The 18401-nt window shown below is 61.7% G+C and carries 15 protein-coding genes and 1 pseudogene; 13 read left to right on the top strand and 3 right to left on the bottom strand.

The features are described 5' to 3' along the window. Positions 1-115: 115 nt before the first annotated feature. Both treF and RT21_RS03760 read right to left on the bottom strand, forming a co-directional pair. Positions 116-1714 carry an alpha,alpha-trehalase TreF gene (treF, locus tag RT21_RS03765; protein ID WP_046161669.1) on the bottom strand — a complete coding sequence of 533 codons (1599 nt, stop codon included), beginning with the start codon at positions 1712-1714 and terminating at the stop codon, positions 116-118. Then, on the bottom strand, positions 1711-2478 hold the full coding sequence (locus tag RT21_RS03760) for an SDR family oxidoreductase (protein ID WP_046161668.1): 768 nt from the start codon (positions 2476-2478) through the stop codon (positions 1711-1713). Before RT21_RS03760 ends, treF begins: the two co-directional genes overlap by 4 nt. Before the next feature lie 198 nt (positions 2479-2676). Here RT21_RS03760 and rarD point away from each other — a divergent pair, with 198 nt between their 5' ends. Further along, positions 2677-3570 carry an EamA family transporter RarD gene (rarD, locus tag RT21_RS03755; protein ID WP_045423842.1) on the top strand — a complete coding sequence of 298 codons (894 nt, stop codon included), beginning with the start codon at positions 2677-2679 and terminating at the stop codon, positions 3568-3570. 7 nt (positions 3571-3577) lie between these two features. Here the strand turns inward: rarD and RT21_RS03750 are convergent, their stop codons facing one another. After that, positions 3578-4096, bottom strand: a complete 519-nt coding sequence (locus RT21_RS03750) for a glycine cleavage system transcriptional repressor (protein ID WP_046161667.1) — start codon at positions 4094-4096, stop codon at positions 3578-3580. A 293-nt stretch (positions 4097-4389) separates the two neighbouring features. Here RT21_RS03750 and RT21_RS03745 point away from each other — a divergent pair, with 293 nt between their 5' ends. From RT21_RS03745 to RT21_RS24035, 12 genes and pseudogenes are all read left to right on the top strand, one after another. Beyond that, positions 4390-6570, top strand: coding sequence for a malate synthase G (locus RT21_RS03745; protein ID WP_046161666.1), 2181 nt, complete (start codon positions 4390-4392; stop codon positions 6568-6570). A gap of 200 nt (positions 6571-6770) precedes the next feature. Then, a pseudogene (locus tag RT21_RS24345) lies at positions 6771-7535 on the top strand (HAMP domain-containing protein); the annotation flags it as partial. Further along, positions 7509-8393 (top strand): methyl-accepting chemotaxis protein, encoded by an 885-nt coding sequence (locus tag RT21_RS24340; RefSeq protein WP_371263598.1) that lies wholly within the window; start codon positions 7509-7511, stop codon positions 8391-8393. The pseudogene RT21_RS24345 and the gene RT21_RS24340, both read left to right, overlap by 27 nt. Before the next feature lie 21 nt (positions 8394-8414). Continuing rightward, entirely contained in the window at positions 8415-9575 is a 1161-nt protein-coding gene (locus RT21_RS03735) for a hypothetical protein (RefSeq protein WP_046161664.1), read from the top strand. Between the two features lie 11 nt (positions 9576-9586). Then, positions 9587-9991, top strand: coding sequence for a type 2 periplasmic-binding domain-containing protein (locus tag RT21_RS03730; RefSeq protein WP_046161663.1), 405 nt, complete (start codon positions 9587-9589; stop codon positions 9989-9991). A gap of 182 nt (positions 9992-10173) precedes the next feature. Further along, positions 10174-12108, top strand: a complete 1935-nt coding sequence (locus tag RT21_RS03725; protein ID WP_046161662.1) for a putative nucleotidyltransferase substrate binding domain-containing protein — start codon at positions 10174-10176, stop codon at positions 12106-12108. Beyond that, positions 12105-12809: a 3'-5' exonuclease gene (locus tag RT21_RS03720; RefSeq protein ID WP_046161661.1), complete on the top strand. Its 705-nt coding sequence runs from the start codon at positions 12105-12107 to the stop codon at positions 12807-12809. The genes RT21_RS03725 and RT21_RS03720 overlap by 4 nt, the downstream gene beginning before the upstream one ends. Before the next feature lie 121 nt (positions 12810-12930). Next, on the top strand, positions 12931-13446 hold the full coding sequence (locus RT21_RS03715; RefSeq protein ID WP_046161660.1) for an RNA polymerase sigma factor: 516 nt from the start codon (positions 12931-12933) through the stop codon (positions 13444-13446). Then, positions 13443-14426, top strand: a complete 984-nt coding sequence (locus RT21_RS03710; RefSeq protein ID WP_046161659.1) for a FecR domain-containing protein — start codon at positions 13443-13445, stop codon at positions 14424-14426. Before RT21_RS03715 ends, RT21_RS03710 begins: the two co-directional genes overlap by 4 nt. A 128-nt stretch (positions 14427-14554) precedes the next feature. Further along, positions 14555-16981 (top strand): TonB-dependent receptor, encoded by a 2427-nt coding sequence (locus RT21_RS03705; RefSeq protein ID WP_046161658.1) that lies wholly within the window; start codon positions 14555-14557, stop codon positions 16979-16981. Continuing rightward, complete coding sequence (locus RT21_RS03700) at positions 16981-18105, top strand: PepSY-associated TM helix domain-containing protein (protein ID WP_046161657.1); 1125 nt, start codon at positions 16981-16983, stop codon at positions 18103-18105. The genes RT21_RS03705 and RT21_RS03700 overlap by 1 nt, the downstream gene beginning before the upstream one ends. Further along, complete coding sequence (locus tag RT21_RS24035; protein WP_064480781.1) at positions 18102-18311, top strand: hypothetical protein; 210 nt, start codon at positions 18102-18104, stop codon at positions 18309-18311. Before RT21_RS03700 ends, RT21_RS24035 begins: the two co-directional genes overlap by 4 nt. The last annotated feature ends 90 nt before the right edge of the window (positions 18312-18401 follow it).

Below are 18401 nucleotides of genomic sequence, written 5' to 3'. Positions count from 1 at the left end.
ACGAGCAAGCTCGCTCCTACAAAAGGCATCTACCGCCTCGCCGAGTAGAGCGCGCGCTTGCTCGCAAATGGCAGGCCTGCCGGCCCGCCACAGTCGCAGCAGCTGTCCGGCCTGCTCACTCCACCCGGCAGCGGCCGGCTCGGCAACGGTGGGCTTCATGGGACGGGTCGGCCTGCATCAGTTTACGGGTCACGCCATTGGTCCAGCCGAAGCCATCCTGCAATGGATACTCACCGCCGCCGGCGTGCTCGGTGCAGGGCCGCAGCACGTACTTCTCCACCAGCTTGCTCTCGCTTTCAAACAGCAGCGAGACGATCTTCAGCCAGCGCTCTTCGATCTGCAGTGCCAGTGCATCGTGACCATAGTGTTGCAGCCCACGGATGCCCATCCATTGCAGCGGCGCCCAGCCGTTCGGGCGGTCCCACTGCTCACCACTGCCGCCGACCTCGGTGGTGGACAGTCCGCCGGGGGCGAGCAGCCGTTCGCGAACCACTTCAGCCACCCGGGCCGCCTGCTCGGCACTGGCAAGCTTGACGAACAGCGGCGTCAGGGTGGCAGCGGTAAGGTTGTCCCTAGGTTTTGCCAGGCACCAGTCGTAGTCGAAATAGGCGCCGTGCTGCTCGCTCCACAGGTAATGATCGATCGCAGCCAGACGCTTTTCGGCACGCAGACGGAACGCCTCGGCACAGTCATGCTGGCCCTTGGCGTGGCTGAGACGGGCGATCTGTCGCTCAAGGTTGTAGAGAAAGCTGTTCAGGTCCACCGGAATGATCTGCGTGGTGCGAATGCTCGACAGGCGCTGAGGGTCACCCAGCCAGCGCGAACTGAAATCCCAGCCGGACTCGGCACCGGCTCGCAGGTCACGATAGACCTCATGCGCGGGCCGGCTGGATGAACGCGCCGTTTCGACGTCTTCGAGATAGGACTCCTCGCGCGGCGTGTCTCGCTCATCCCAATAGCGATTGAGTACGCTGCCATCGGCCAGACAAACGCAGCGACGATGGGATTCTCCGGGCCGCAACTGATCGTCCCCATCGGTCCAGAACGCGTGCTCCTTGCGCAACTGCGGGAGGTAATCGTTGGCGCGATGCACGCCGGACTCCTCGAACAGGTCGGTCATCAACGCGAAAACCGGCGGCTGCGAGCGGCTCAGGTAATAGGAGCGGTTGCCATTGGGCACATGCCCGTAGGTATCGATCAGGTAGGCGAAATTGTCCGCCATTGATCGCAGCAACTCGCAATGCCCACTCTCATCCAGGCCGAGCATGGTGAAGTAGGAGTCCCAGTAGTACAGCTCGGTAAAACGACCGCCCGGCACCACGTAGTCGTGGGGCAGCGGCAGCAGCGAGGAGAATTCCGGGTGCTGGCGCGGGTGGCGGGTCAGCACTGGCCAGAGCCGGTCGATGTGCTCAGCCAGGGTATCGTCGGGGTTGGCGACGAACTCGGTTGGCTGTCGCTGGTAGACCTCGAAGTGCTCCAGCACGAATCCACGTAGATCGAAGCCGGGCTGGCTATTCTGCGCCCGATAGGCTTCGAGAATGCGCTCCGGATGCTGTCGCGGGGCGCAGTCGACGAAGGTCTTGCTGTCAGCAAACACCCGCTGCATCTGCACCGCCACGAACAGTTCCTGGTACCGGTCCGCGGGGGTCAGGGTATCGGCGGCCGAAACCGCACGAGTGTCGTAATCGAAGTCGCTCGAAGGGATATCGGTCATTGCTCGCTGTAATTCCATAGCAGTCCACCATCTATCACCAGTGTAGTGCCGGTGACGTAGTCGGCGTCGTCCGAGGCGAGAAAGGCCACTGCACCCGCCACATCGTGCGGCTGCCCCAAACGCTTGGCCGGGATGTTCTCAAGCAGCCCGGCGAGTTTTTCCGGTTCGTTCATCAGCGTCTGATTGATTGGCGTCTCGATCGCGCCGGGCGCGACGTTGTTGACGGTGATCCCCAGCGGTGCCAGTTCGATCGCCAGGTTGCGCGTCAGCATCTTCAGACCGCCCTTGCTGGAGCAGTAGGCACTGAAATTGGGAAATGGCAGCTCCTCGTGAACCGAGCTGTTGTTGATGATCCGCCCGCCTCGCCCGGTGTCGCGCAGGTGGCGGGCAAACGCTTGGGACAGGAAGAACGGGCCGCGCAGATTGACGTTCAGCACCTGGTTGTAGTCCGCCTCGCTCACATCGAGAAAGGCGTCGTGTTTCTGCACCCCAGCGTTATTGACCAGAATGTCCAGGCGGCCCATCTGCTCGACGGCCTGCTCAACCAGCCGATAGCAATTGGCAGGTTCTGAAACATCCGCGGCGATAAAACAGACCCGATGCCCTTGGGCCCGCACCTGCTCGAGTGTTTCGCGCGCCTGGTCGTCGTCATGTCGTCCATTGATAACCAGGTCGGCGCCTTCCTTCGCCAGGCGTATGGCTATGCCGCGGCCGATGCCCTGGGTGCTGCCGGTAACCAGGGCGACCTTGTTCTGCAGTTTCATCGAACACCTCGTGTGGCTGTCGAGTCGCAGCGGCGACCCCGAGTCGTCCACTTTGAGACGGGCTGCAGGCGGGCGCGTTCAACCTCGGGTGTTTGCGAATGCTTCCGGAACGCACCCGGGACGGTCTGCGCAGCAGACAAATGCCTGCACCAGAGCGCAAAATGGCCGGCTCTCCGCCGCCCCGCTTTCAGGACAGCCATGGCCACCGCCGATCTGCGCAAGGGTTACCTACTGGGTCTGATGACCTTTTCCATCTGGGGCCTGTTCCCGCTCTACTTCAAGTCCATCGAGCAGTACGCCGCGCTGGAAATCGTCACTCAGCGGGCCATCTGGTCGGCGCTGTTCGGCACGCTGGTGCTGAGCCTCTGGCGCCACGCGGGCTGGTGGCAGGAGTTGCTTGCCCATCCGCGGCGGATCGGTGTGCTGATGATTTCCAGCGTGCTGATCGCCAGCAACTGGCTGATCTACGTCTGGGCGGTGAACCACGATCACATGCTCGAGGCAAGCCTGGGTTACTACATCAATCCGCTGGTCAATGTGCTGCTGGGGCTGATCGTGTTGCGCGAGCGCCTGCGCCCGCTGCAATGGTTGGCCGTGGCGATGGCGGCTGTCGGCGTGCTGCTGCAGTTGATCACCCTCGGCGACTTTCCCTGGGTGTCGATCGCGCTGGCGTTGAGCTTTGGCAGCTATGGCCTGTTGCGCAAGCAGGCGCCGGTCGCCGCCCTGCCGGGCTTGGTGGTGGAAACCTGGCTGCTGTTGCCGATCGCGCTGGGCTGGCTGTTTTTCTTCGGCACTGGCCCAAGCACTGAATGGTCGTTCTGGACCGAGCCGCAGGCGCTGTGGCTGGTGGCTGCCGGGCCGGTCACGCTGCTTCCGCTGCTGTGCTTCAACGCAGCGGCCAGGCATCTGCCCTACTCGACCCTGGGCTTCCTGCAGTACATCACGCCCACGTTGCTGCTGCTGCTCGCGGTATGGGTGTTCGATGAGCCCTTCCCGGCCGATCGCCAGCTGGCCTTTGTCTGCATATGGGCGGGACTCGCCGTGTACAGCTACGACGCCTGGCGCGTGATGCGTAAAGGCGCCATGCGCTAACGGCAAGTCAATCGGCAGGCTGCAGTTTCAACTCCACCATCAGGTCGTCGGCCAGCGTTTCCAGGTGCTCCTGCAGCTCGTCCAGAGACAGCTCGCTCGGCACTGCCAACCGTGCCTCGGCCCGGAACAACAGCTCGCTGGACATCGGTGCTGGCAGCACGTCGGTGTCCAGGCTTTCCAGATTGACGCCGTGGCGGGCAAGCAACTGGGTGATATCACGGACGATGCCCGCGCGGTCGTTGCCCACCAGTTGCAGCTGAATCATCTGCCAGCGCCGTTCTGGCTCCGCGCCGCTTTGCGCAACGAGTACCCGGATACCATGTTGCTCAAGCTGCTGCAGGGCCTCGCTGAGATCAGCGTGAGCCTGAGCCGGCACCGCGACCCGCAGAATTCCGGCGAACTGGCCCGCCATACGCGACATGCGGCTCTCCAGCCAGTTGCCCCCATGTTCGGCGATGCACTTGGCCAGGCATTCGACCAGCCCCGGCTGGTCCTCGGCAATCACGGTAAGAACGAGATGATCCATCTGTGGCTCCTTTAATAGAGAACTACGGCAAGCGGCGTTGGCCGTACGACTGCTGAGAGTAATGGACCGCTCCCGTGGCGTGCGACTCCATAGGTATAGAACAAACGTCGCCAACGCCGTATTAAAGAGGCCGGTACGCAGCGTGCCGACTGCCGGATGAGCGACATCCAGGGCCTTGAGCTTGCGCCGTGTGGCGGACTGATTTTCCGAACGGCTTCATGTAGTATCCGTCGACCCGGACTACAAGAAGAAACTGTCCGACGGATTTGAAGAAGAACCAAGTGAGGCGAGTAATGACTGAGCGCGTTCAAGTCGGTGGCCTGCAGGTCGCCAAAGTCCTGTACGACTTCGTGAACAACGAAGCGATTCCTGGTACCGGCGTTGATGCCGATGCCTTCTGGGCCGGCGCTTCCAGCGTCATCCATGACCTGGCGCCAAAGAATCGCGCGCTGCTAGCCAAGCGTGACGACCTGCAAGCCCAGATCGACGCCTGGCACCAGGCGCGTGCCGGTCAGGCCCACGATGCCGCGGCCTACAAAGCCTTCCTGCAGGAAATCGGCTACCTGCTGCCGGAAGCCGAAGACTTCCAGGCCACTACCCAGAACGTTGACGAAGAAATCGCCAGCATGGCCGGCCCGCAGCTGGTGGTGCCGATCATGAATGCGCGCTTCGCCCTTAACGCCGCCAATGCGCGCTGGGGCTCGCTGTATGACGCGCTCTACGGCACCGATGTGATCCCCGAAGAAGACGGCGCCAGCAAAGGCCCCGGCTACAACGAAGTCCGCGGCAACAAGGTCATCGCCTATGCCCGCGCCTTCCTCGACGAAGCCGCTCCGTTGGAAACGGGCTCGCATGCCGACTCCACTGGTTACCGCATCGATGCTGGCAAACTGGTCGTCTCGTTGAAGGATGGCAGCACCACCGGCCTGCAGAACCCAGCGCAACTGCGCGGCTTCCAGGGCGACGCCAACGCACCGATCGCCGTGCTGCTCAAGCACAACGGCATCCACTTCGAAATCCAGATCGATCCGTCCAGCCCCATCGGCCAGACCGATGCAGCCGGCGTGAAGGACGTTCTGATGGAGTCGGCACTGACGACCATCATGGACTGCGAAGACTCGATTGCTGCGGTCGATGCCGATGACAAGACCATCGTCTACCGCAACTGGCTCGGCCTGATGAAGGGCGATCTGGCCGAGGAACTGGACAAGGGCGGCAAGCGCATCACCCGCGCCATGAACCCGGACCGCGTCTACACCCAGGCCGACGGCAACGGTGAGCTGACCCTGCACGGCCGCTCGCTGCTGTTCATCCGCAACGTCGGTCACCTGATGACCAACGACGCCATCCTCGACAAGGACGGCAACGAAGTCCCCGAAGGCATCATGGACGGTCTGTTCACCAGCCTGGCCGCGATTCATAACCTCAAGGGCGACACCAGCCGCAAGAACACCCGCACCGGATCGATGTACATCGTCAAGCCGAAGATGCACGGCCCGGAAGAAGTGGCCTTCGCCACCGAACTGTTCGGCCGCGTCGAGGACGTCCTCGGTCTGCCGCGCAACACCCTGAAAGTCGGCATCATGGACGAGGAGCGTCGCACCACGATCAACCTCAAGGCTTGCATCAAGGAAGCGCGTGAGCGTGTGGTGTTCATCAACACCGGCTTCCTCGACCGCACCGGCGACGAGATCCACACCTCCATGGAAGCCGGCCCGGTAGTACGCAAGGCCGCCATGAAATCCGAGAAGTGGATCAGCGCCTACGAGAACAATAACGTCGACGTGGGCCTCGCCTGCGGCCTGCAGGGCAAGGCGCAGATCGGCAAGGGCATGTGGGCCATGCCTGACCTGATGGCCGCGATGCTCGAGCAGAAGATCGGTCACCCCATGGCTGGCGCCAACACCGCCTGGGTTCCGTCGCCGACCGCTGCCACCCTTCATGCCATGCACTACCACAAGGTCGACGTGCAGGCGCGTCAGGTCGAACTGGCCAAGCGCGAGAAGGCCTCCATCGACGACATCCTCACCATCCCGCTGGCGCAAGACACCAACTGGAGCGAGGAAGAGAAGCGCAACGAGCTGGACAACAACTCGCAGGGCATCCTCGGCTACATGGTTCGCTGGGTCGAACAGGGCGTCGGCTGCTCCAAGGTGCCGGACATCAACGACATCGCGCTGATGGAAGACCGCGCCACCCTGCGCATCTCCAGCCAGCACGTGGCCAACTGGATGCGCCACGGCGTGGTGACCAAAGATCAGGTGGTCGAAAGCCTCAAGCGCATGGCGCCGGTAGTCGACCGCCAGAACCAGGGCGACCCGCTGTACCGCCCAATGGCGCCGGACTTCGACAACAGCGTGGCCTTCCAGGCCGCCCTGGAGCTGGTCCTTGAAGGTACCAAGCAGCCGAACGGCTACACCGAGCCGGTGCTGCATCGCCGCCGCCGCGAGTTCAAGGCCAAAAACGGCCTGTAACCCGCACTGCAGCTGAGACTGAACCGCCCCACGGGGCGGTTTTTTTATGCCTTGTTTCAGCTGAGCGGCGCTCAAGTTCGGTTTGTTACAACCGATAACGTGACTAGAACGCCACTTCTAGTCACAATATTTCAGATAGATGGCACTCCGCTATTAGTCGCCTTCTCGTAGTATCCGCCACCCCGCCGTGGAGTCGTTGCATGTTCAAAAATTTCTCGCTAACCGCGAAGCTGTCGCTGGTTCCTGCCGTCGCCCTGCTCGGGCTGATCCTTTATGTCGGCTATACCTCGCTGCAGCTTTCTGCGACGGATTCACGCCTCGTCAGCATCGAAACTCAGAGCTATCCCACACTGGAAAAAACCGACGCGGTGATCTTCCAGTTTTCCCGTATACCCGGCCTGCTAAACAATGCCGTGGCAGCGGGCGAGCCGGGCATTCTCGACGAAGCACGCCAAGTACTCAGCGAAATCGATTCGCAGCAACAGGCGCTCGCCACGCTCCTGAACGCTCAACCGCAACGGCTACAGGCGCTCAACGAGTGGCGCAATGCAGTCAAGACTTACGCCGACAATGCGCTCGATGCTTCAGCGAAGCTGATCGATGGCAGCGCCTCGTTCGATGACCTACGGCCGAGCCTGGACCGTATGGCCAGCGATCTCGCTCAGGCACAGAAACTCGCATCTGACTTCCGCACCGGTGCCTATCAGGATTTCCAGCAAACCCTGGCCGAAACCCGTGAAGCCAACGAAGCCACCACACGCCTGGGCATCATCCTCAGCGTAGTGCTGATCGTGGTGGTCAGTCTCGGCGCCTGGCTGGTGATACGCAGCGTGATGGCCAACGTGCGCGGCGTGATTGCCTCGCTGCAATCCATTGCACGCGGCGATGGCGACCTGACGCAACGCGTGAACGTCGAATCGAACGACGAAATCGGCGCCATGATCGAGCTGTTCAATGGCTTTCTCGACAAGCTGCAGCGCACGATTCGCCAGATCATCGAGGCGGCCAGCCCGCTCGGCCAGGTATCGAAAGAACTCTACAACCTGACCCAGGGCTCGGAAGAAAACGCCAAATCGCAGCAGCACCACACCGACTCCATCACCCGCGACATCCTCACCATGACCGGCAGCATTCAGGAGGTCGCTCAGCGTTCGCAGCAGGCTTCCAACGAAGCCAACTCCGCTGCGCGCCAGGCCGCCACGGCACGTGAGCATGTCGGCAGCCTGTCCACCGGCATCAGCGATCTGGGTGACAGCGTGATGGGCGCGGTCAAGGCCATGGAACAGCTGGAGGAAGAAACCCAGGAAGTCGGCTCCGTACTCACGGTGATCCGCAGCATCGCCGAGCAGACCAACCTGCTCGCGCTGAACGCCGCCATCGAAGCCGCCCGCGCCGGTGAACAGGGTCGCGGCTTCGCCGTGGTGGCTGACGAGGTGCGTAACCTGGCGCAGAAAACCGCAGCTTCGACGGCAGAGATTCAGCAGATCATCCAGCGTCTGCAAAGCAGCGCCAACACGGTGCTCAACGTGATGAACAGCAATGGCGAGAAATCACGCGCCAGCATCGAGCGCTCGGTGGAAGCGACCCAACTGCTCGAGACCATCGCCCGCACCGTCAACCAGATCGACGAACTCAACGCCGGGATCGCCCAGTTCACTCAAGAGCAGATTGGCCTGTCGAGTTCCATCCAACAAGAAACCCAAGTGTTGCAGCAGGACGCAAAAGCAACCGCAAACGGCGCCGAAGCCACCGCCCGACTGGGCGAGCAACTGGTCAGCACGGGCGATCACCTGCGTGCGGCCACGGCCCAATTCCGCGTTTAAATTGATTTTAGGAGCACCCTGATGACCGCAGTACGTGTTATCGGCCTGGCAGCCGTCTGCCTGGCGACCACTCAAGCCTTCGCCCTCGAGCAAGGCGAGCACCGCTTCAATGGTTTCGGCACCGTCGGTATCACCCATCTGGGTGGTGAAGACGATGGCCGCAGCTATGGTGTGCAAGGCCAAACCAACGACTCCTGGCGCGGCGACCAACTGTCCAAGTTCGGCGCCCAGCTGAGCTACGGCATCACCGACACCGTCGGCGTGACCGTTCAGGCCACCGCCAAGCCGCAGCAGGATGAGTGGAAAGCCAACCTGGAGTGGGCTTACCTCTCGTGGCAGACCACCGATCAGCTGATGCTCCGCGCCGGCCGCCTGCGCAGCCCGGTTTACATGTACTCAGAAAGCCTCGACGTCGGCTACAGCTACCCTTGGCTGCGTCTGCCCGACGAGGTCTACAGCCAGGTCCAGGTGACCAATTACGAAGGCGTTGATGCGGTCTACACCGTGCCGCTTTCCTATGGCTCAGTGACCGTCCAGGTCGCGGGTGGTCAGGCCAAGAATCGTGACTACTACGCCTATGACGAGCAGTTCGATATTGACTACGGCAACCTTTTCGGCGCCAGCGTCAGCCTGGCCACCAATGATTTCGGTACGCTGCGCGTCGGCTATGTCGAAGCGGATATCAAGACGGATATCAACGGTACGGTCACTGTGGCGCCGGGCGTTAGTACTCCGCTGAGCCTGCTCACTCTGGACAAGGAAAAAGGCAAGTTCACCTCGATCGGCTACCAGTACGACAACGGCGTCTGGGTCAGCAGCAACGAATGGACCTCACGCATGATCGAGAACGACGACATGGAGTCGATCGATTCCTTCTACTTGATGGGTGGCCGTCGCTTCGGTGATTTCCTGCCGCACGTGACTTATGCACAGCTGGACGACAACGGCGGTCGTCAGTCCTCCTGGACGCTGGGGCTGAACTACCAGGCCGCCCCGACCGTCGTGGTCAAGGGCGAGTACAAGCGCGTCGACACCAAAAATGGTTATGACGGTGTGTTCACCCGCAACGCCCAGGAAGTCTTCAACAACGCAGTGTATGACCTCAGCGCTGGCACCCGTGGCACCCCTGCCCGCAACTACGACGGCGACATCGTTTCCGTCGGCGTTGATTTCGTATTCTGAGGAGCGTCCAGATGAAAACATCCCTTCGCATTCTCGGCAGCGCAGCCCTGCTCGGCATGGTTTCCATGGCTCAGGCCGAGGTCGCCGTGATCGTCAATCCCGGCGCGGCGAAAGCGCCGTCGCAGTCCGACGTAGCCAACATCTTCCTGGGCAAAGACAAGTCCATGAAAGGCGTCGACCAAGCCGGCTGGACTCCCGCCAAAGAGGCTTTCTATTCAGGCGTCACCAACAAGAACGAGTCGCAGCTCAAGTCGTACTGGTCCGGGCTGATCTTCACCGGCAAGGGCCAGCCACTGCCAAGCGTGGCCGACGACGCAGCGATGGTCGCCAAGGTTGCCGCCGAAGCCGACGCCATCGGTTATGTCGACAGCGCCGCAGTCAACGATTCGGTCAAGGTGCTGTTCACCCTGCCGTAATCGAACGCACCACCAAAACCGCCCTACGGGGCGGTTTTTTTATGCGCGCAAAATCCTGCTACAACCCCGCCCGCTCAGCTGACCCGTGTCAGCCCGATGCTGCCTGCCCGCGACTAGACTTACGTCCAATGTGCCCCACCGGACCCACAGCCCACCATTGGGCGCAAAAATGGAACCGAACCATGAGCAAAGCCGATGCTTTCGCCGAGGCAGGCAAAACCGCCGTACTGCAGAACATCCACGGAACCATGGAGTTTCTGCGCAAGTACCCGCCGTTCAATCAGATGGAACCCGGCCATCTGGCTTATCTGGTTGAGAACTGCCAGCTGCGCTTTTACAGCGAAGGCGATTGCATCATTTCGCCTGATGACGGTGTCGTCGAACACTTCTACATCATCAAGCAAGGCCGGGTTCATGGTCAGCGCCCACACACCAGCAAGCGCGGCACCGACACAACCTTCGAGGTGATCGTCGGCGAATGCTTTCCGATGGCCGCCTTGATGGGCGAGCGTGCCACCCGCACCGGGCACTTCGCCGCCGAAGACACCTTCTGTTTTCTGCTAAACAAGCCCGCCTTCGTCAAACTGGTCTCCAAATCCGCGGCATTTCGTGACTTCGCCATGCGCGGCGTCAGCAGCCTGCTCGACTTGGTCAATCAGCAGGCGCAGATGCGCGCGGTGGAGAGCTTGGGCGAGCAATACTCGCTGGAGACGCGCATCGGCGAGCTCGCTTTGCACCATCCGGTCTCTTGCCTGCCATCGATGCCACTGGCCGATGCGGTGGCCCTGATGCACGAAAACAACACCGGCAGCGTGGTAATTACCGACCTCGAATTTCACCCGCAAGGCATCTTCACCTTGCGCGATCTGCGCCGGGTGATCGGCACCGGTACGACCGACCTCTCTGCCCCGATTGCCGAATTCATGACGCAGGATCCATTCCACCTTCCGCCGGATGCAACCGCCTTCGATGCCGCCATCGCCATGACCGAGCGTCACATCGCTCACGTCTGCGTTGTCGATAAAGGCCTGCTGAGCGGGGTGATTTCCGAGCGCGATCTGTTCTCGCTGCAGCGCGTCGACCTGGTTCATCTGGCGCAGGCGATTTCGCACGCCGACAGCGTCGAGACGCTGGTGATCATCCGCAGCCGGATCTTGCAGTTGGTCGACAATATGCTGGCGCACGGCGCCTCCTCTACGCAGATCACACACATCATCACGCTGCTCAACGACCATACGGTTTGCCGCGTGATCGAACTGGCCATCGAATTGCTCGGCGACCCCGGCATTCCTTTCACCTGGCTGTGCTTCGGCAGTGAAGGGCGCCGCGAGCAGACCCTGCATACCGATCAGGACAACGGCATGCTCTTCGAAGCCGCTGACGCAGCCGAAGCCGCCTCTATCCGGGGCCGCCTGCTGCCGCTTGCAGAGCGCATCAACCACGATCTGGACACCTGTGGCTTCACCCTGTGCAAGGGCAACATCATGGCCAGCAACCCGCAGCTGTGCCTTTCACGACTCGAATGGCAGCGGCGCTTCAGCGCCTTCATTCGGGAATCGACACCGGAAAATCTGCTCAGCAGCACCATTTATTTCGACCTGCGCGCGATCTGGGGTCCCAGCGAGGGGTGCGAGCAGTTGCGTAGCAACATGCTTGAGGAGGTCGGCGACAGTCGGTTGTTCCAGCGCATGATGGCGGAAAATGCGCTACGTCATCGCCCGCCCGTAGGACGTTTTCGCGATTTCGTGGTGACCCGCAAAGGCGACGGCAAGGCGACCCTGGATCTCAAAGTGCAGGGCCTGACCCCCTTCGTAGACGGGGCGCGGCTGCTGGCGCTGGGCCACGGCATCACAGCGTGCAATACGTTGGATCGATTGCGCCAACTGGTCGAAAAAGATGTCATCGACGGAAAGGATGGTGCTGCCTATGAAGAGGCCTACCATTTCATCCAGCAGACCCGCATGCAACAGCACCAGCAGCAAGCACGCGAGGGAAGGCCTTACTCGAACCGGCTCGACCCGGACACCCTCAATCATCTGGATCGGCGTATCCTGCGCGAATCCTTTCGCCAAGCCCAGCGCCTACAGAGCAGTCTGGCGGTCCGCTACCAGTTATGAATATGCCCTGGTTCAAACGTCGCGGCCCTATCCTCGAACTCGAACAACTGCAACGGCGTGATCAGCTTGCGCCGCCTGCTGCCCTGGACCTTTGTCCGCTCGACGTGCAGCGTATGGTGGTGCTTGATCTCGAAACCAGCGGTCTCGACATGCGCCGCGATATCGTCCTTTCCATTGGCGCGGTGGTTATCGAGCGAGGCGGCATCCAACTGGGGGACCAGTACGAGTCGACGCTGTTGCGCCGGGCGCAAAAGGTCAGCGAAAGCGTGCTGATCCACGGGATTGCGCCAAGCGAGCTCGAAGCGGGCGAAGACCCAGCCGAAGCGCTTCTGGATTTGATGGAGTTCATTGGAGACAGCCCGATTCTGGCATTCCACGCCGGTTTCGATCAGCGCATGCTCACCCGCGCGTTAAAACAGACGCTAGGCTACAAGCTGCGCCATCCATTCATCGACATCGCCGAAGTCGCACCCATGCTTTGCCCCGACAACCGACCCAGACAAAACGGTCTGGATGACTGGTGCAGCCATTTCGGACTTCAAGTTCTGCAACGCCATCACGCCAGCGCAGATGCACTGGCCACTGCCGAGCTGGCGTTGATCCTGTTCAGCAAGGCGCGTCGACAGGGCGTGGACAGCCTTGAGGCGATGAGCCAACGATTGGCCAACTGGCGCAAACGGCAGCAGGCTCAATTCATGTAGTGGGGCTTGCCGGGTTCCTGATCGAACGGCGCAACATCCTCGTTGCACCGCTGCCGGCAACTTGCGATCATGTGCGAATAGTTCTCGTTATTGGCCGAGGTGTCGGCCTTGGAGCATTCGCTTGTCGGCTGGGTCGACCCATCAACAGTTCGTGGGCTCGCTGTATCGCGATCATCGCGATTGGCTGTTGAACTGGCTGCGCCGCCAACAAGCGTGTCCTCATCGTGCCGAGGACCTGAGCCAGGACACCTTCCTGCGGCTGCTCAAGCGTAACGATATAGGCGATCTACGTGAGCCACGCACTTTGCTGGCGACGATCGCTCGCGGCCTGTTGATCGATCATTTTCGTCGCAGCGCGCTGGAGCGCACCTATCTGGACGAGCTGGCACTGCAGCCGGAAGACACACAACCCAGCGCCGAGGATCAGCTGCAAGTGCTCCAGGCATTGCGCGAAGTGAACCTCATGCTCGGTGCGCTCTCGGCTAATGCACGTGCAGCCTTCTTCTATAACCGCCTGGACGGCCTGACCCACGCCGAAATTGCGTCGCGCCTCGGCGTCTCCGTTCCACGCGTAAGACAGTACCTCGCCCAGGCTCTGCGCCAGTGTTATATCGCCGTTTACGGTGAGCCTAGATGAGTGTGGACCGGCAGCCGGTATCGGCCCGTGTGCTCGATGAGGCTATCGCCTGGCAGCTGCGTCTTGGCGACGGTGGCGCGAGCCCTCAGGTCCGAGAGGCGCTACAACGCTGGTTGAGTGAAAGTGCCGAGCACGCCAAAGCCTGGGCACAACTGGGCGGCATCGATCAGCAACTCGGCACCATTAATTCCCCAACCGCGCGAAGGGCGTTGCAGATCAGTGCTCACCCCGGACGGCGGACAGCAGGTCGTGCGCTTCTGGGCCTGGCATTGCTGTGCACGCTGGGCATGGGAATCGCACTGCAATCGCAGCCGCTGCCGGTGTGGTTAGCTGACGAACGCACCGGCGCCGGGGAACAGCAGAGCGTTACGCTGGCTGACAATAGCCACATTCAGCTGAACAGCCGCAGCGCACTGGATATTCACTTCGATCAGCAAGAGCGCCGGCTGTTTCTGCACAGCGGTGAGGTGCTTGTTGAAACCGCACCGGGCAATGACCCAAGACCCTTTGTCGTCGAAACCGAACAAGGCGATCTGCGCGCGCTCGGCACGCGATTCATCGTTCGCCGAGAAGGTGATGCGACCCGCCTGGTCGTACTCCGATCCGCTGTGGCCGCGCTTCCCGGCGGCCTACAGGCGGGTCGCACTGTGCAGGCTGGCGAGCAGGTACTGATGCACCTCGATCATCTCGACGACAATCAGGCAGCACCGGTTGCTGCAGACGCCTGGAGCCGGGGCATGCTCGTGGTAGAAGATCTGCCGTTGAGCGAGCTGCTAGCCATACTCGGTGAGTATCGCCGTGGTTACCTCGGCCTCGATCCGAGCCTCGAATCCCTGCGCATCAGCGGCAGCTTCCCGCTGCACGACACCGACCGCGCGCTGGCGGCCCTACCACCCAGCCTACCGGTGCAGATCGAGCAGCACACTGATTGGTGGGTCAAGGTCGTTCCGGCGCAACCTGCCAGCGATTCGCACAAGTAACTGCAGCACCCATCGCAGCGGTCACCCCAGACCCTACAAAAATATTTTCAGCTGCCCCTATCACTTTTCATTTCTCCTCCGGCCTCATGAATAACTGAGACATATTCCTATTCGGGAGTTATTCACAAATGCCATCGCTTTCACTGTTCCGCCCCAGCCTTCTGGCCGTTGCTATTGCCGTCGCGCCGCTGCCACTACTGGCCCAGACGTCCAACGGCGAAACGGCTGCTGGCGAGGTCCGCGAATACTCCCTACCCGCCGCGCCTCTGGCTTCGACGCTGAATCGCATCGCCGCCGAAGCAGGGCTGGTGCTCAGTATTGATCCCGCTCTGACTCGCAACCGCATGGCGGAGCCGGTACAAGGCCGCTTCGATGGCCAGGGGGCGCTGCAGCGAGCCTTGCGCGACACCAGACTCGAACTTCGTCAGGACCCTTCGGGCAGCTTCAGTTTGCAGCAGGCAGCAACCGAGGCGATGGCACTGCCGGATGTCACCGTGACGGCAACCGAGGCGTTGGCTGAGGGCGGCGAAGAAAGCGGCTATCGCGCCAGCGCCGTGCGAAACGTCGGCGCGCTGGGCGGAATGGCACTCCAGGATGCTCCCTATTCGGTGACAGTGATTTCCTCGGAGCTGATGGATAACATCCAGGCCACCTCCAGCGACGACATATTCAAGCTCAGCCCGACCACGCAGTTCACCTCCCCGACCAGCGCGGGTTACGCCAGCGCGGTAGCCATTCGCGGCTTCAGCGGCGTCGGCAACCTTAGCATCGCCAATGACGGCCTGCGATTCAGTAATAGCTACGATGGCGGAAACTTCATCGAGGAAATGGAGCGGCTGGAGATCCTCAGCGGTCTGTCCGGCTTCCTCTATGGTCCGGCCAGCCCCGGCGGACTAGTCAACTACGTGCTCAAGCGCCCCACTACCGAGCGCTACAACAGCGTGACCTACGGCACCCCTGGCGGCGAGAACCAGTACCTGCACGGCGACTTCGGCGGGCCGATCGACAGCGAAGGCCGCTTCGCCTACCGCGTCAACCTGCTCGCCCAGGACGGTGAAACCGCCATTGACGGACAGGTCGAACGCCGTCACATGGCCAGCGTCGCACTGGACTGGAACGTCAGCGACGACTTGCTCATCCAGTTCGACGCCTCGCACAAGCAGAGCGAGACGCGGGGCCTCACCAGCTACTGGTACTTCGCCGATCAAGCATTCCGGCCTGATGCCGACGACTTGGAGAACGACGAGCTCTATAGCCAACGATGGGCCTACAACGACAGCCGCCACGACCGTGTCGGCAGCCGCTTCCAGTGGCGCCTGAGCGACGTGTTCAGTTTGCGCGGTGCGCTCGGCTACAGCCAGTACACGACCGAATACGCCTATACGGGGCCGACCGTGAACTCGGCCGGCGTGTACGTCCAGCCGCTCTACGCCTTCGCCCCGGTGAAAACCGAAGAGACCTCCGGTAACCTTTTCCTCGATGCGGTTTTCGACACCGTGGGCATCGGCCATGAGATGACCTTCGGTTACCAAGGAAACATTGCACGGGTTCGCTACAACACCGACTACATCCCGCTCCCGGGCCCACAATATGTATCGGTCACCCCCCAAGTGCCCTTCAGCGAGCGGCCGCAGGTGGCCAAGCCCGCCTACGATCTCGGCGATGGTGACTACCATCTGGCCAGCCGCAGCCAGTCCGACAGCGTGCTGATCGGCGACGTCATCACCTTCAACGAACAGTGGTCGACAATTCTTGGCGTGACGCACTCACGTATCAAGACCTTCAGCGACAACTTCGTCTGGGTCGAAGCGTTCGGCAGCCCGCCGGCGATCGAGGACTACAGCGAAACTAAAACCTCGCCCAACGTCTCGCTCGTCTACAAGCCAGTCGAGTGGCTGACTACGTACGTGACCTACATCGAAGGTCTGCAGACGGGTGGCGTGGCGCCGAGCGGCACGAACAACGCGGGCCAGGCACTGGCGCCGATCGTCAGCGACCAATACGAAATCGGTGCGAAAGCCGAGCTCGGCGGTGCCCTGTACACCGTCGCGCTGTTCGACATCGAGAAGCCCAACACCTACACCAATGCATCCAACTTCTTCGTTCAGGATGGCATGCAGAACAACAAGGGCCTGGAGTTCAGCGTAACGGGCAACGTTACCCCAGCACTGACGCTGGTGGGCGGCGTCACTTTGCTCGATCCGGTCGTAGAAGGCGCGGCGAACGCTGCCAACGACGGCAACCGCCCGGTCGACGTGGCGCGGCACCTGGCCAAGCTGTACGGCGAATACGCGATATTCGGCGTACCCGGGCTGACACTCACCGGTGGCGCCTTCTATACGGGCAAGCAATACACCGACGAGGCCAACGACCACACCATCCCCTCGTTCACCACTTTCGACCTGGGCGGTCGCTATCGCATGGCCTTGGCGGATGAACGTGCCCTGACCCTGCGCGCCAACCTGAGCAACCTGACCGACGAGGAATACTGGCTGAGCAGCCATTACCTTGGAGCACCACGCACGCTCAAGCTGTCGGCGCAGCTGGAGTTCTGATGCGGGCCACCACCATCCGCCGCTGGTCCTTCGTCCATACCTGGACCAGCCTGATCTGCACGCTGTTTCTACTCTTACTGGCGGTCACCGGATTGCCGTTGATCTTCCATCACGAACTGGAACATCTACTTGGCGAGGCGCCTGAGTTGCGTGAGATGGCACCCGATACGCCGCATCTCGATCTGCAGCAGTTGGTGACAGCCGCCGAGCGGCACCGCGAGGGTGAGGTGGTGCAGTATTTCGGTTGGGAAGCGGACGAGCCTAACGGTGTTGTGGCGATTACCGCTGCAACAGCCGGCACCGAACCCAACTCTTCCTACACCTTCATGCTCGATGCCCGTAGCGGCGAAGCGGTCGAAATGCCGGCGGCTAACGGCGGCCTGATGATGTTTTTCCTGCGCATGCATGTCGACATGTTTGCAGGGCTGCCCGGCAAGCTGTTCCTGGCCTTCATGGGCCTGCTGTTTATCGTGGCAATCATTTCAGGCGTCGTGCTTTATGCGCCCTTCATGCGCCGGCTCGAGTTTGCTCAGGTACGTCACGGTCGCTCCAACCGGACTCGCTGGCTAGATCTGCACAACCTGATCGGTGTGGTAACGCTCAGTTGGGCGCTGGTAGTGGGTATTACCGGAGTGGTCAGCGCCTGCGCTGATCTCGTGATCGAGGCTTGGCGCGCCGACTCGCTCGCGTCAATGCTCGCGCCCTACCGTGATGCGCCAGCACTGACGTCGCGCGCCCCGGCAAGCAACCTTCTGAATATAGCGGCCCAAGCAGCACCGGGTATGCAGCCGGACTTCATCGCCTTTCCGGGCACGCGCTTTTCCAGCGAGCATCACTACACCGTATTCATGAATGGCAGCAGCCATCTGACCTCACACCTGTTTACCCCTGTACTGATCGATGCGAAGACACTGGAGGTCACAGCCGTTGGCGGGCGGCCTTGGTACATGGATGCCTTGGGCCTGTCACAACCACTGCACTTCGGTGACTACGGCGGTCGGCCGATGCAGATTCTGTGGGCCGTGCTCGACGTGCTGACCATCATCGTACTGGGTAGCGGGCTTTATCTATGGTGGGTTCGGCGCCACGGCGGGCGAGTGGCCGCTCGAGATGTGTCGGAGTGAGCTGGCGCAAATCGACCTTCTTGCTGCCGGGATTGATAGCCGTGCTCGGCCTAGCCGGTCTTTTCGCTGCGTTGCTGGGGGATGGCTGGTGGGATGCACTTGCCTGGCTCGGCCTAGGCCTCCCGGCAGCGCTCGGCGCATGGCCGCTGCTGCGCTGTCGGATGGCAGCATCCGCCAGAACTGCGCAGCCTGTAATCAAGGATTGAGTTCCTGAAAGCCTCGGCCGGCCGCCCGGCCTAGACTGGCCAGACGTTGCCTCCAACGCAGCGCTGCGCCCCAGCAACGGGCTCAGCGGC

Origin of the sequence: Pseudomonas sp. 10B238 (assembly GCF_000970615.1) — a bacterium.
GTDB lineage: Bacteria > Pseudomonadota > Gammaproteobacteria > Pseudomonadales > Pseudomonadaceae > Stutzerimonas.
Note: the sequence above shows the minus strand (reverse complement) of the source record. Positions and strands in the feature narration are given on the sequence as shown.